Genomic DNA, 14,118 nt, shown 5'->3' with positions numbered 1-14,118 from the left:
ATTTCCCCCAGTTTTTAAAGGGAATTGCGATGAGGGCGTGTAACGCATGTGGGTAGTAATGTGGGTATTGGCGGGCTGTGTTGCGTTATTGGCGCCCGCTTTGGTGCGCGCAAGCGACCCTGCTCCAACCATGACACAGGCTTTGGATCTGACCGTGGATCAACCTGTGGATCAGGCGCGCCCTGTGCTTGACGAAGACCTGCAACCGCTGCCCCACATCCGTGCGCAATACCAGCGTCCAAGCCGGGTGCCCTTTCCCGCAGACAACCCCTATCGGCACGATGTGGCCACCTTGGGCAAGATGCTGTTCTTTGATCCGCGCCTGTCGGGCAGTCAGAACATCAGCTGCTCGACTTGCCACAATCCCTCCTTTGGCTGGGCAACCCCCGTGCACCCCGTCGCCAACGGCCGAAGCCAGATCCGACGCCACGCGCCCACCATCGTAAATGCAGCCTGGATCACTCCGCTGTTCTGGGACGGCCGCAGTGCCACACTGGAAGAACAGGTCGCCGGTCTGATCACCGACCCCGACAAACTGGATTCTGACTTTCCGACCATCGTCAGGCGCCTGCACAAGGTGCGTAAGTACCGCGCCTGGTTTGAACAATCCTTTCCCGGCGAAGGCATCAGCGAACGCACCATTGTCGCGGCTCTTGCGACCTATCAGCGGACAGTGGTCAGCGGAATTGCCCCATTTGATCTGTGGCTCCATGGGGAGCAGGACGCCGTCTCAGAGGACGCCAAACGCGGGTTTGAACTGTTCGTGGGCCGCGCCCGCTGCGCACAATGCCATAACGGCTGGATGTTCACCAACAACGCCATGCATGATATCGGCCTCGCCGGGCTGGACCTGGGGCAAGGCGCCCTGATTGGCCAACCCTCCGAGGCGAATTTCAGATTCAAAACACCGGGCCTGCGCAACATATCCATGCGCGCACCCTATATGCACGATGGCTCAATTCTCGATCTACGCAGTGTCATCCGCCACTATGCAAATGGCGGGTCCATCTGGATCAACCGCCGGCCGGAAATTGAACCCTTTCAGATCAATGCACGTGAAGTGGACCAGATCATCGCGTTTCTGAACGCCCTGACAGAGACCGGAACTGTAACCCAAGCACCAATCCTTCCCGCGAACTAAGCGAACATGAATTAGAACCCAGTATGAGCATCAAACAATCCATTGTCAGACCGGTTATGATCCTTGCCGTCGCGATTTTCGTAGGCGGCATGCTGGTATCTGGCACCGTGATCGTTGGCAGTACGCGGACCAATGCAGGTGTGCGCGATGCGCTGTCGGTCACGTTGGAAACCCAGCTTCTCAGCTCTGAAATGCAAGAGGCGCAGGATTATCTGAACAAAATTCTGGATATGACCCATTTTGTGGAGGCCGACATTCTGGAGGCGGACCTGAACCGGCACACCAGCCATATCCGCACAAAACTGGACGGCATTTCCGAACGTCCGCTCCCGGATGAGCTAGCGGCCCGTGTCCGTCTTCTGCAGACTGAATTCAATTCCTGGGAAACTCTTTTATTTCAACGCCTTGGACTTTCAAAAAAGGCAAGTATCCCAACTCGGCCAACCCTTGATCTGCAAGCGCGCACCGTGATCAACGCCACCCGCTCCCTGGCCGAGGCGGCCGCCCAATACGTCACGGCCGAGATTCAAAGCGCCCGGATCAGGACACTTTCGATCTTTGGCATTGCCATGGTCCTGACCCTTGCCGTCCTGGCGGTCGCCCTGCTTTTTGCCTTCAGACGCGCGTCAGAGATGTCACAGGCCGTTCTGGAGATTTCGTCACGTCTGATGGCGCTGGCCCGCAGCGACACCCGAAAGATCAGCACGTCTGAGAACGAGCTGCTGGCCGTGCACGACGCCCTCAACCAACTGGATGAGGCACTGCAGGACAAGCGGCGCATGGAACAGACCCTGCGCGAAGAAAAAACCCGCGCCGAAGCCGCAACCGAGGCGAAATCCCGCTTTCTCGCCACCATGAGCCACGAAATCCGCACGCCAATCAACGGGGTTCTGGGCATGGCGGAACTGCTGCACGAAAGCCCGCTCAACAGCGAGCAGCGGTCCTATTCAGAAACCATCCTCGCCTCCTCCGAGGCTCTGCTGCGGATCGTCAACGACATCCTTGATTTCTCCAAGCTGGAGGCCAGGAAAACGCTTTTGCTGGAACAGCCTTTCAACATGCGCGACGTGGTGTTTGACGTGGCCACACTGGTGGCTCCAAACGTGGCGGCCAAGGGCGTGGAAATCTGCATCGACGTCCCCGAACACACTCCCCGCGATTTCATTGGCGACAACGGTCGTATACGGCAAGTGCTGATGAATATCATCGGCAATGCGGTCAAATTCACCACTCAGGGGTTTGTCGGAATAACGATGAGTTACGATGCCGCCAAAGACTACCCCCTGACGATCGAGATCCGCGACACCGGGGTTGGCATCCCGAGCAATCAGATTGATCATATTTTTCAGGCCTTTGAGCAGGTCGAAAGCACCACCGCCCGCCGATTTGAGGGCACCGGCCTGGGGCTTGCGATCTCCTCCCATCTGGTCGAGGCTATGAAAGGCAGGATCACGGTCACCTCAACCCTGGGTGAGGGGTCCTGCTTTACCCTGCACCTCGGCCTTCCCCTGGCCCCCGGTGCCGCCGTCCCGCTGCCGCGACTGGCGCGATATGGCCCTGATTTATCAGGGAAATCCGTGGTCCTGGTGTCAGGACTGCCCTTTGCCCAGGATCTGCGAAAACGTCTGCTGAACAGCTGGGGGATGACCGTCCATTGTTTTGACGGCGGCAACAGCGCCCTCACCGCCCTGCCCGATCTGATTGGTGATATTGATGTGGTTCTGGTGGAAACCGGCATGGATGATGAAGCGGCAGAGCTTTTCTCTGCCACGCTATGGCAGCAACCCGGCTGCGCCGAAATCCCAATTGTCTTTGCCACGGATGCCCAGCACCTGACCGCCCTGCAATCACTGGAAACACGGGGACCGCTGACCGCCTTGATGAAACCTCCGCGCAACGGGGCCCTCATGCGGGCGTTGCTCACGGTGCTCTATCCTCAGCGCAGGCTACAGGCCCGCAGCATCGCAGCGCCGCAGGGTGTCGCTGATCTGTCGGCCTTTCACGTACTGATCGCCGAAGACAACCGTACCAATCAGCTGGTCCTGCGCAAAATGCTGTCGCCCACCGGGCTGGAAATGACCTTCTGCAACGACGGGCAGGCAGCGGTGGACGCCTATCGCTCGGGCCTGTTTGATCTGGTTCTGATGGACATGTCGATGCCGATCATGGACGGGTTGCAGGCCACCCGCATGATCCGCAAGATCGAAGAGGACGGCAACCGCGCGCCCTGCCCGATCATTGCGCTGACGGCCAATGTCATGGACACCGACGAGGACGCCTGCCGAGCAGCCGGCATGGTGGATTTCCTCACCAAACCGGTGCGCAAGCAGCTGCTGATCCAGGCGCTCTGCCGCTGGACCCTACCCACAGACGAAGAGCCGCTGGAGGCCAGCAATATCTGACCTCCTGTGCCATGGCTTCAGGTCATCACAGTCGGCTCTGTCCGGCCTGTACGCCCAATCCCTGCGATCTCATAGGCGGCGGCGCGCACCGGCTCCAACGCGGCCTGTGTCTCTTGCAGCAGATCCCCGTCGCCGGGCGTGTAGTTCTGCAGATAGACCCGCAGCGTCGCCCCATCCGTCCCGGTACCCGACAGGCGGAACACAGCCCGTGCGCCCCCTTCAAAGAACACCCGGATGCCCTGCTGATGGCTCTCGCTGCCATCAACCGGATCCAGATAGGAAAACTCATCCGCTGATGCCACGGTCAGCGCGCCAAAACTCTGGCCTGCAAACCCGTCCAGGCCCGCCCGCAGATCCGCCATGATCGCATCGCCTTCCTCGCTGGGCAGCGCCTCATAATCGTGGCGCGAGTAATAATCGCGCCCGTATGTCTGCCAGTGATCCTGCAGGATCGCCTGCACGCTCTCACCGCGTTTGGCCAACACGTTGAGCCACAGAAGAACCGCCCACAACCCGTCCTTTTCCCGGACGTGGTCCGATCCGGTGCCGGCGCTTTCCTCGCCGCAGATGGTCGCCTTGCCCGCGTCCAGCAGGTTGCCAAAGAACTTCCAGCCCGTGGGGGTCTCAAACGATCCGATACCCAGTTTCGCCGCCACCCGATCCGACGCCGCAGAGGTCGGCATCGACCGCGCCACCCCGGCCAGTCCACGGGCATAGCCCGGCGCCAGATGCGCATTGGCCGCCAGAACCGCCAAGCTGTCCGACGGCGTCACATAAATCCCCTTGCCCAGGATCATATTGCGGTCCCCGTCCCCGTCGGAGGCTGCGCCGAAATCGGGACCATCCTCTGCCATCAGCAGATCCACCAGCGGCTTGGCCCAGACCGGGTTCGGGTCCGGATGGCCCTTGCCAAAATCAACACTGGGGATACCGTTCAGAACCGTACCCGCAGGGGCACCCAAAGCGCCCTCCAGAATGGCATGGGCATAGGGCCCGGTCACAGCATGCATCGCGTCGAACCGCATGGAGAACCCACCCGCAAACAGCGCGCGAATGGCGTCAAAATCAAACAGCTCTTCCATCAGCGCCTGATAGTCGGTGACCGGATCAACCACCTCAACCGCCATCCCGTCCAGCGTGGTCTCGCCCAGGGCTCCCAGATCCAGATCATCCGCGTCTGAAATCTTGTATTCGCTGATCGACTTGGTGGCCTCCAGAATGCGTGCGGTCACCCCTTCGGGCGCAGGTCCCCCATTTGCGATATTATACTTCAGACCAAAATCCGCATCGATGCCGCCGGGGTTGTGGCTGGCCGAAAGGATCAGCCCGCCATCGGTGCCGCGTTTGCGGATAAGGTTGGAGGCCGCAGGCGTCGACAACAAGCCCCCCTGCCCCACAATCACCTTGGCCGCACCATTGGCCGCCGCCATCTTCAAGATGGTCTGGATGGCCTCGGCGTTGAAATAGCGGCCATCGCCCCCGACCACAAAAGTCTTCCCCGCGCCGCCGTCGATCGCGTTAAAGATCGACTGCACAAAATTCTGCACATAGTTCGGTTCCATAAACACGCGGGTCTTCTTGCGCAGGCCAGAGGTGCCAGGCTTTTGCCCGTCAATAGGTTGGGTTGAAATGATCTGTGCGGGCATCAAGGCCTCCTTTAAAAACATGCGGACCGGGTCCGCCCCCTGGGTTAAAAACAGCCCACAGGGACTGCCGATCTGCCGTTGCCTAATTTACTTTCATGGTCCTTCTATGACAACGCGATGGAGCCAGTGAAAATCAGCCTGTTGCAGATCCGCGAGGTTTCGCTGCGAAACCGGGCAGAATGGTGCAGTTACCGGCATAAACCCGCCATCCTCCCCGACCACCCCGCTTCACAAGTTGATGCGGCGCTGCGTGGAACAGATCGCGCCGTCTCCGGCTGCTCTGATCTGCCAGCGCGCCAGGGGATGACGAACACAAAATACGAATTATTATTTAATTTCAATACATTAAGCAAGATTAACCAAGCGGGAATAGCGCATTTATCCAGCCATCCCACCGATCTGCTGAGCATATGACAAGATTCTGGCAGTTTCTTCGGCTGTCATACCTCTGCCCGTCGCCCTGGTAGAAGAGGTTTCGCAGCGAAACCTGCTCAGGTGACGCCCCTGCCGCTACGCAGTGTGCGGCATCGGACCAACCACCGCCCGCAGCTCCGTCTCCAGAGCAGGCACCATGGCAAGGAAATATTTCGGAGAGCCTATAAACGCCTTCACCGGCAGACAGTCCACAACGGCTCCCGCTTCTTCCAGGATCAGCCACATGGCAAAGACATCCCACGGGTTCACATATCGCTCCCAGTAGCCCTCTGCCCGCCCCATGGCAACCGCCAGACAGCCCAGGACAGCCGCTCCGTTGCGCCGATATTCCATACCCGCATCCAGCGCCTTTTGGATGGTCTCCAGATGGTCCGGCACCGGTTGATATTTGGACCAGCCCAGCATCACCATCGCTGCCTTTGGATCCGTGCAGGACGACAGGGTCACGGGCCGTTCCCCCCCATCATGGCGCACCCAGGCTCCCTGCCCGCGCGCAGCCCACAACAGCACATCAAGCTCCGGCGCACAGACCGCTGAATGGGTCACCGCATCATGGTCGACAAAGGCGATAGAGACCGCCCAATCCGCCGCACCCCGCATGTAATTCGCGGTGCCGTCGATCGGGTCCACCACCCAAAGTCTCGGCCCATCCCCGGTTTGTCCGGCTTCTTCACCCAGCACGTCTTCGCCGGGAAATGCTTCGGCAATCCGCGCCCGGATCAAATCTTCAACGGCGCGGTCCGCAAAGGTGACAAAATCCTGATGCCCTTTGGTCTGGATAAAATCCGCGCCCTTCTCACGCCGCAGCTTCAACGCCAGTTCCGCAGCCTCCTGCGCCAGAACCCGAATGAACTCTTGTCTGTTGATCATATGCTGTCCGATCTTCTGGCCGCGGTTCCGGGCCGTTCTCCCTCATGTTTCTGTCATAGGACGCCGACGAAAATATGAAACCCCAAACCGACATCCGCCTCCGGCTCAGAGGTTTCGCTGCGAAACCTGCCCGGTGATCATGCGCGCCAGCCGGCCCTTGAGGTTTCGCTGCGAAACCTCAAGCGGCTTAAACAGCAAAAGGCCCCGAGCATTCCGGGCCTTTTTCAACTGAATTCAAAAATCCGTTCACTTTGGTTCCAGCAAATGCCGGACGCTCTCCATTACCGCATCCACAAGATCCGCAGTGGCATGTTTGCCGTAAAACCGGATGGCATATCCGCCGGGACCGCTTTCGCGGGCGATCTCGATCCCGTTGGCCATCTGTTCGCGCGGGCTGATAACCACCTTTTCTTTGACCTTGGGGCGCCCGCCACGTGCTGGATCTGGCGCGGCGCCTTCGGCCTGTTCCACCAAAGGCAGCATCACCTGCCACTCTTCTTCGCCATTCCGGGGATCGGCGCGCTCCAACCGGTCACGGATTTCCTCTGTCAGCCCCGCCCGCAGTGCGGTTGCCAGCCGAAGGCACTGTCGCTCGCTGTATGTCACCGCATGGGACAGCAGATCGCCCAGATCTTCATGGACCAGCGCAAAGGAGCGGATCTTGGACCGTTTCGCCTTGGAGGCCGTTTGGAACAGGGTGGCGACGGCTTCATCCACCGTGGCAAAAACCCCGTCATACACCGCCATCGCCGCCGCCCGGCCCCGTTCATATTGGCTGAGGCCGACACGTACCTCATTCTCTTCGATCATCGCGACCAGCGCCTCTTTGACACCGCCCGGGTCGCGCACAAAGGCGGCGATGGTGGGGAAGCGTTCACCGCCGCTCATGGCGTTCAGACGGCGGATCGCCGCCAGACGACGGTAGCCGGAAATCAGCCCGAATTGCGTGCTGCCTTCCACATGCTGAGGGACATAGACTTCGATCGGGAGGCGCAGACCATTGACCGAGATCGAGCTCATCAGCTCCTGCATCTCATCCTCATCCAACTCCATCCGGTCGCGGGACAGGGCGTCGGCGGTGATGTCGTGGATGGGGATTTCAACCGCGACCAGGCCTTTTTCCTCGGCCGCGCGCAGGCGTTCGGCATCTGCCTTATCCCTGGCCTGAGCCTCGCGGTCAGCCTGGGGCAGGGGAGAGGCACGCATCGCCGCATCTGCCACCACATCGGCAATGGGCGGACGCACGGCGGTGCGATTCAGCTCTTGGTCGATGCCTGCTTCGATCTCTTTGAGCGCTTCGGCCGATGGGGCCTCGAGTTGTCTGCGTCGTGCCATTTACTCTGCCTCCTCCTGAGGTTTCGCTGCGAAACCTCCCGTTGCGTCCGCCTCCGCCATCTGGGCATCGCGCCACCAGGCGCCGATCAGCAGCTCTTTGAACTCGGCATAGGTGCGGTCAAAGACTTCGCGGCCACGGGTATAGGTCTCGCGGTTGAAATTGCGGTAATCCGCTTCATAGATGCCGGACACGCTTTCGCCGGCCTGGCCCACAAGCGCGGTATAATCCTGGCGGTGGGCATTCATGAAATCGCCGAAATAGGCCTGGATCACATTGGCCAGATCCGCCTGTTGGCTGGCGTCAAAGCGGGTGATTAGGGCGCGTACCACATCCCATTCGAACTTCATTTCCGGCAGGCCCGCACGGCGACGACCGGCGTTTTCCCCGTCCTCGATCGAGGCAAAGGTGGAATAGAGCATATCAAAGAACCGCCCCGTCGAGTCAAATTCAAGGAACGACGCCCCAAGCGGCACCAAGAGGATGTCGGCGGCGGCCAGCGCATTGATTGTCAGATAGCCAAGCGCCGGAGGCGTATCGAGCAGGATGATGTCATAGTCGTCCAATGCGCCTCCTTTCTCCAATGCGCCGGTGAGCGCGTCCCACAGGGGCCAGTTGCGCAGCCCCATGCGCCAGACCGGGATCTGAAATTCCGCCCAATAGAGGTTCAGTTGCGCCCCGATCAGATCAATGTTGGGCCAATGGGTTTTCTGCACCACATTTCGCAGCGAAACCTGCAACGCCTCGGTCAGGGTTTCATCCAGTGGCAATTCCGGGTCGCCTGCGGCGGCGCGGATCTTATTCTCGGCCTGCAGATGCTCGGCGTAATCGCGTGCCATCAGCGGGAAGACCGTGCTCCATTCATCCGGCACGGTGCCGCCCATAATTGAGGTCATGGATCCCTGGCTGTCCAGATCCACCACCAGCACCTTGTAGCCATCAAGAGCCGCCGACATGGCCAGATGGGCCGCAGTGGATGTTTTACCAACACCGCCTTTAAAGTTCGCTACCGCTACGGTCTTGGCGTTAAGGTTTTGTGGACGATAGGGGCGATACTCTTTGGTGCTTATGCCTTCCTCAGCAAAATGATCGCGCAGCTTCAGAACCTCTTCTAGGGTGAACCAGCGTGAGCCCGCATTGCCTTCGCCCTGGGGCAGCTCCGGGTGTTTGTTGAGAACCCGGCGCAAATGGGCGGCCTGGACCGGGATCAGGTAACGGCAGATCTCCCAGGTTGAGAATTTGCGCAGTCGTTTTTGCCCATCCGGAGAATAGCCGCGTTTGGCCAGATCATCGCGCCCGCGTCCCGCCAGCGCGGCGGCTTTTGCAAAGCGGGCGGTGTCCACCAGCGGACCAAGCTTGCCTGCGGCGGTTTCAGGGTCCAGATTGAAATAAGGGGGCAGGGGGGTGTCAGGTTTCTTTGCCATGTCAGCTATGCCTCGGTCAGATCGCCTATTTGTGGCGTTATCCTGCAAACCATCGCACATCTTGGATGAACTGTGAATCGGAGAATTGCAGAGCACGCAATTTCGCCTGTTGGAGCCAATCCGGGGAGGTTTCGCAGCGAAACCCCTGTATTTCATCAAAAAGAAGCAACTACTGGCCTCATAAAGCTTGTATTTCTTGAATATACTTTAGAATCTTTGCGCTGGAAATATGGTTTTAAATCAAAGAGTAACCGGCCATTAGGTACCCGTCTTCGGGTCTTCGGGTACCTGGATGCGGGATCAATGGCACCCGAGAGCAGGATTACAGGTTCCGATTCTCAGGGAGAGGGGCACCGATTCCCGGTTTGGCTCTATATTGAGGTTTTCAGACTCTGTTTACGGGGCAGTCTGCCGCAAAATCACGCTAAGGGGCAGGGTTTTTTGCAGGGCAGGGGACAAAGGAACCCGTTTGCGGGACGGGGCTTTCCCGTAAATGGGTCCCTTTCATGGGACCCTGACCAAGGATTGAGCGCGGGTACCTTTTTATGGCATAAAGACCCAAGACAAAGCCGCCGCGCAGAATCGGTGGATGAGCATATATAGGACAGGCTGTTTCAAAATGGCGATGGAGCAGGGTGATATTCCCCATACGCAGTTGACCGGGCCGCTCAGACGGCAATCGGTCAAAAAGAATGTGGCGGCGATCCATATCTCGGGAAAGCTGACGTTGCTGCAGCGCAAGCTGTCGAATGTGCTTTTGCTGAATGCCTATGATGCGCTGACCACCAAGCAGAAGCATCAGATTGATGCGCGCACGCTGTGTATGATGGTGGGCTATAACTCCAATGATATGGAGACGCTGAAACAGTCGCTGCGCTCGCTTGCCGAAACCGTTGCCGAATGGGACATGCTGGATGAAGAGGGGCGGCAGGAGTGGGGGGTGTCGTCGCTGTTGTCCTATGCCAAACTGTCGGGCGGGATCTGTGAGTACGCCTATTCCCCGGCCCTTGCGGAAAAGCTGCACGACCCCAAGGTCTTTGCCCTGATCAATCTGAACATCCAGCGGCGATTTACCTCGGGCCATGCGCTGGCACTGTATGAGAACTGCTATCGCTTTGTGCGGACGGGGTCGACGGGCTGGTGGCCGATTGATCTCTTTCGGCGGCTGATGGGTGTTGATGGCAGCGCCTATTACGAAAGTTTCAAACATCTGAACGCCAAGGTGATCAAACCCGCGGTGACGGAGGTCAACAAGACGTCCAACATCATCCTGACGCCTGAGTTCAAGAAGATGGGGCGGCAGGTGGCCGAGCTGCGTTTTCTGATCAAGGAGAACCCGCAGCTGGCGATGCTGGATATTGATGACGGGGCCGGGGTGCGGCAGGGCGCGGTTTATCAGCGGTTGCTGGCGGTTGGGGTTTCGGACCGGCTGGCACGGCAGTGGATTGCCGAGCATGGGGAGGATTACGTCTCTGAGAAGCTGGATTATCTGGGCGGGCGTAAGGGAATCGAAAGCCCTGTGCGCTATCTGACGGCAGCCCTGCGCGATGATTACAAGGACGAGGCCCCGGCAAAGCCCAAGGCGGATCCCGAGATCGTGGCCCGTGTGGAGGCCGAACGCGCAGAATTGGCCCGCAAAGAGGCCGAGCGCGATCAGGCCAAGGCGCGCGAAAGAGGGCTGCGTGCGGCGCGGCTGGAGCGTATTCGCGATCTGGCGGCTGAACGGTCTCCGACGCAGCGGGATGCGGACAAACGTCTGTTCCTGAGTCGGCTGGAAGATGAGCTGGAGCGCAGTGAGTTCCGCCGGGCGGGCTGGGCGGCTGCGCTGCTGGAACATGAAATGGTGGATTTCTGGAGCGAGCTGATGCCCGGAGCCTTTGACGATCTGGCGGTTTAACCGACGCGCTTAATCTCTTTTTAGGCAGTTTTGCGTAGCCTGTTTGCCTGAGGGGTGTGTAATTGCAGGTAAGCAGCGCGGTCCTTTTGAAGCGAACGCAACGCAATTGCGCCATTTAAGATGAGAACTCATAGGTGTCGGAATGAATTTCTCTCCCGTTTTGCTAGGAAGTGGTCTGACCGGATATAACTATCTTGTGCGCACCCGCGAGGAGCAGCAGCAGCGGCTGTCTGAATCCTCCGTGGTGCAGCGGGAGACCGAAGGCTTTATCGAGAAGCTGAACGATATCCAGAGCGTTGACGATCTGATGGCGGATCGAAACATGCTGTCGGTGGTTCTGGGGGCCTTTGGTTTGCAGGAGGATATCGGCAATACAGGGCTGATCCGCAAGGTGCTGGAGGCCGACCCGAGCGATAGCTCGTCATTGCCGAACCGCCTGTCGGATTCGCGGTATCTTGATCTTGCGAGCGCGTTCAATTTCGGGGGCGAAGGCGGCCCGCAGCTGAGCAGCCTGACAGCCGCTGACCCGGTTTTGGAGCAACTTGCCAATTATGATGATCCAGAGGCTTTCCTGGCCGGAGAAACATCGCAGGATCGCGCTGTGTTGCGTGCGGCGTTGGAACATTTCGAGATTGAAGAATTTTCGAACAACACTCTGTTCCTGCAGAAGGTGTTGGAGTCAGATCCCGCAGACCAGAATTCTTTTGTAAACAAATTGAACAATGACAATCTTCTGCGTTTTGCCGAGGCGTTTGATTACAAGAACAAGCAGACGGTAGCCCCCGAGGGGGAGGCCACGATTTACAGTTTTGCCAATCTGTTTAGCGACGAGGCGGTTGACCTGCAATCCGCGGATGATCTGCTTGACAGCCCGGAGCTGTTGCAATCTGCGTTGGATCTGTTTGGCCTTGATGGCGCGGAGGAGGATCTTGATTATCTGCGCGATGTCCTCAACTCGGATCTGGATGATGAAAACTCCGTTGCAAACCAGGCAGAGGACAAGCGGTTTTTGGCGCTGGCCGGGGCGTTTGAATTTCCCGCCCGGGCGGACCATGCCGCGCTGATCGCCGCTACGCCAGATGGGGAAGAGCCCCCAGCGCCGTTTGAAGGACGCCTGGAAGAGATGCTGGATGCGGTTGGTGAACCGCTGGAAGACGCGGGCGATTACTTCTCTAACTTTGGGTATTTGCTGAATGCGCCGGATTTCTTTGGTCTTGAATTCTTTCAGATCAACACCGACGGCACCAATACCACCCAAAACCAGTATGAGCAGGATTATCTGAGACGCATCCTTGAATCGGATTTGTCCGATCCGAACTCCTTCGCAAATTTTGTCAGCCAGCGTGATTCAAGGTTTGAAAATTTTGCCCGTGCGTTTGATATTCCCCAGCCGGTTGAAGAGGGGGGGATTGAATATCCTGCAGGTTTTGGGCAGGCGATCCTTGACCGGTATCTGGATCAGGAGTTTCTGGAAGCGGTGGGCGAAGAAGATGCAACCTTGCGGTATGCCCTATCGTTTGAGCCGGGCCTGGAAACGATTGTTCAGGGCGGGGGGAGCGATACGGCGCATTGGTACTCTGTCATTGCGTCGAACCCGCTGCGCGAAGTGTTTGAAACGGTTCTGGGATTGCCGAGCTCCTTTGGAGCGCTGGATGTTGACCGTCAGGTCGAAGATATCCAAGCGCGGACAGAAGCCTTGTTTGGAACCTCTTCGATTACCGAACTGTTGGAGTCTGACAGTATCGAAACAATGCGAAACCGATATCTGGCGCTTGCGGAGGCGGACACCACGGCCGATACAAGCAGCGTGTTGTTGAGCCTGTTCAGCTGACGGATTTTCCGGAGTCTACACCGGCTGCGCGCGTTGAACCTGAAACGGTGCGTTTTGCGACGCAGTGATCCCCGGCGCCTTTGACGTTTCATGCGCAGAGCGCATAGACTGGTTTACCTCTGCTATGTCATTGGCATAATGGACGGTAGCGGTAACATCAGTTTCGGGGAGAGGCGCAATGTGGAATTTGATTGCCGACGTCGGCGGGACCAATATGCGTCTTGCTTCGGTGTCTGAAGACGGGCGCATGCTGCGCAATCAAACCTTGCCCAGCAAGGGGGATATCTGGCTGGAGCAGGCCTGTGCGAATTTTGTTGCGGCCGAGGGCTCCGCGCCAGCGCATGTGGTGATGGCAGCAGCTGGGATTGTCGCCAATGGGCGCGTGACATTGACCAATGCCAATCAGTCCGCCAGTGAAGCCGGGTTGGTTCAGGCCTGCGGGGCGCAGTCGGCGCGGATTCTCAATGATTTTGAAGCTGCGGCCTGGTCTCTGGAAACGGTGACGGTGCGCGAAGTCACCCAACTGCAGGGGCAGGGCGGTTTTCACGAGGGCGCGCGGTTGATCATCGGGCCGGGTACCGGCCTGGGCGTTGGCGCGCTGGTTTTTGACGATGGGCGGCCTGTGGCGATCCCGGGGGAGGGCGGCCATGTCAGCGTTGGCCCCCGCCGTGCAGAGCTGGTGCCGGTGTTTGAAGCCCTAATCGCAGAATGGCCCGAGGCTGCGATGTCCGATCTGACGGTTGAGGCCGAAGCACTGTTGTCGGGAACCGGTCTGCCGCATTTCTATGCTGCGGTGGCCAAGGCAATGGGAGTTGAGGCCAACGCGCTGGAGGGGCCGCAGATCTTTGCCGCCGCAGAGGCCGGGCAGGACCCGGTCGCCGTGCGTACGGTGGCGTTATTTGGCGAATATCTGGGTGCGGTGGCCGGGGATCTGGCGGTGACGGTCAAGGCGCTTGGCGGTGTGTTTGTCACTGGCGGCGTTGTGCAGAAGAACCCGAATGTGCTGGATTCCGCTTTTCTGGCGGCGTTCAATGCCGGGGGGCGGTATACCGACTGGCGTCTGCATGTGCCTGTTTATCTTTATGAAAACGAGAATTTTGGTCTGATTGGTGCCCGAAACTGCGTCCAGCACATGTAGG

Annotated in this window: 10 protein-coding genes; 6 read left to right on the top strand and 4 right to left on the bottom strand. The window is 58.8% G+C overall.

Going from position 1 to position 14,118, the window contains the following annotated elements:
• Positions 1–46: 46 nt before the first annotated feature.
• Together ACXAEW_RS20035 and ACXAEW_RS20030 are read left to right on the top strand one after the other, a co-directional pair.
• The gene (locus ACXAEW_RS20035; protein WP_474943122.1) at positions 47–1,141 is read left to right on the top strand and encodes a cytochrome-c peroxidase; all 1,095 of its coding nucleotides are present in this window, start codon (positions 47–49) and stop codon (positions 1,139–1,141) included.
• 23 nt (positions 1,142–1,164) lie between these two features.
• Positions 1,165–3,543, top strand: coding sequence for a response regulator (locus ACXAEW_RS20030; protein WP_474943121.1), 2,379 nt, complete (start codon positions 1,165–1,167; stop codon positions 3,541–3,543).
• A 17-nt stretch (positions 3,544–3,560) separates the two neighbouring features.
• Here ACXAEW_RS20030 and ACXAEW_RS20025 read toward each other — a convergent pair whose 3' ends face one another.
• On the bottom strand, positions 3,561–5,189 hold the full coding sequence (locus ACXAEW_RS20025) for an alpha-D-glucose phosphate-specific phosphoglucomutase (RefSeq protein ID WP_474943120.1): 1,629 nt from the start codon (positions 5,187–5,189) through the stop codon (positions 3,561–3,563).
• 117 nt (positions 5,190–5,306) lie between these two features.
• Here ACXAEW_RS20025 and ACXAEW_RS20020 point away from each other — a divergent pair, with 117 nt between their 5' ends.
• On the top strand, positions 5,307–5,603 hold the full coding sequence (locus ACXAEW_RS20020; protein ID WP_474943119.1) for a hypothetical protein: 297 nt from the start codon (positions 5,307–5,309) through the stop codon (positions 5,601–5,603).
• A 96-nt stretch (positions 5,604–5,699) separates the two neighbouring features.
• On the opposite strand, the gene ACXAEW_RS20015 is transcribed toward ACXAEW_RS20020, so the two are convergent.
• The 3 genes from ACXAEW_RS20015 to ACXAEW_RS20005 all read right to left on the bottom strand — a co-directional run bounded on the left by ACXAEW_RS20015 (position 5,700) and on the right by ACXAEW_RS20005 (position 9,251).
• Positions 5,700–6,494 carry an inositol monophosphatase family protein gene (locus ACXAEW_RS20015; RefSeq protein WP_474943118.1) on the bottom strand — a complete coding sequence of 265 codons (795 nt, stop codon included), beginning with the start codon at positions 6,492–6,494 and terminating at the stop codon, positions 5,700–5,702.
• Positions 6,495–6,740: 246 nt separating this feature from the next.
• Positions 6,741–7,829, bottom strand: coding sequence for a ParB/RepB/Spo0J family partition protein (locus ACXAEW_RS20010; protein WP_474943117.1), 1,089 nt, complete (start codon positions 7,827–7,829; stop codon positions 6,741–6,743).
• Complete coding sequence (locus ACXAEW_RS20005) at positions 7,830–9,251, bottom strand: AAA family ATPase (RefSeq protein ID WP_474943116.1); 1,422 nt, start codon at positions 9,249–9,251, stop codon at positions 7,830–7,832.
• A 625-nt stretch (positions 9,252–9,876) separates the two neighbouring features.
• Between ACXAEW_RS20005 and ACXAEW_RS20000 the strand changes: the two genes are divergently transcribed.
• The 3 genes from ACXAEW_RS20000 to ACXAEW_RS19990 all read left to right on the top strand — a co-directional run bounded on the left by ACXAEW_RS20000 (position 9,877) and on the right by ACXAEW_RS19990 (position 14,117).
• Positions 9,877–11,148, top strand: a complete 1,272-nt coding sequence (locus tag ACXAEW_RS20000) for a replication initiation protein (RefSeq protein ID WP_474943271.1) — start codon at positions 9,877–9,879, stop codon at positions 11,146–11,148.
• A gap of 142 nt (positions 11,149–11,290) precedes the next feature.
• Entirely contained in the window at positions 11,291–12,979 is a 1,689-nt protein-coding gene (locus ACXAEW_RS19995) for a DUF1217 domain-containing protein (protein ID WP_474943115.1), read from the top strand.
• 178 nt (positions 12,980–13,157) lie between these two features.
• Positions 13,158–14,117 carry a glucokinase gene (locus ACXAEW_RS19990; RefSeq protein ID WP_474943114.1) on the top strand — a complete coding sequence of 320 codons (960 nt, stop codon included), beginning with the start codon at positions 13,158–13,160 and terminating at the stop codon, positions 14,115–14,117.
• The last annotated feature ends 1 nt before the right edge of the window (position 14,118 follow it).

The sequence above is a fragment of the Epibacterium sp. ABZ3_068 genome, assembly GCF_056159265.1.
The sequence above is the reverse complement of the archived record's forward strand: the minus strand, read 5'-3'. Positions and strand labels throughout refer to the sequence as shown.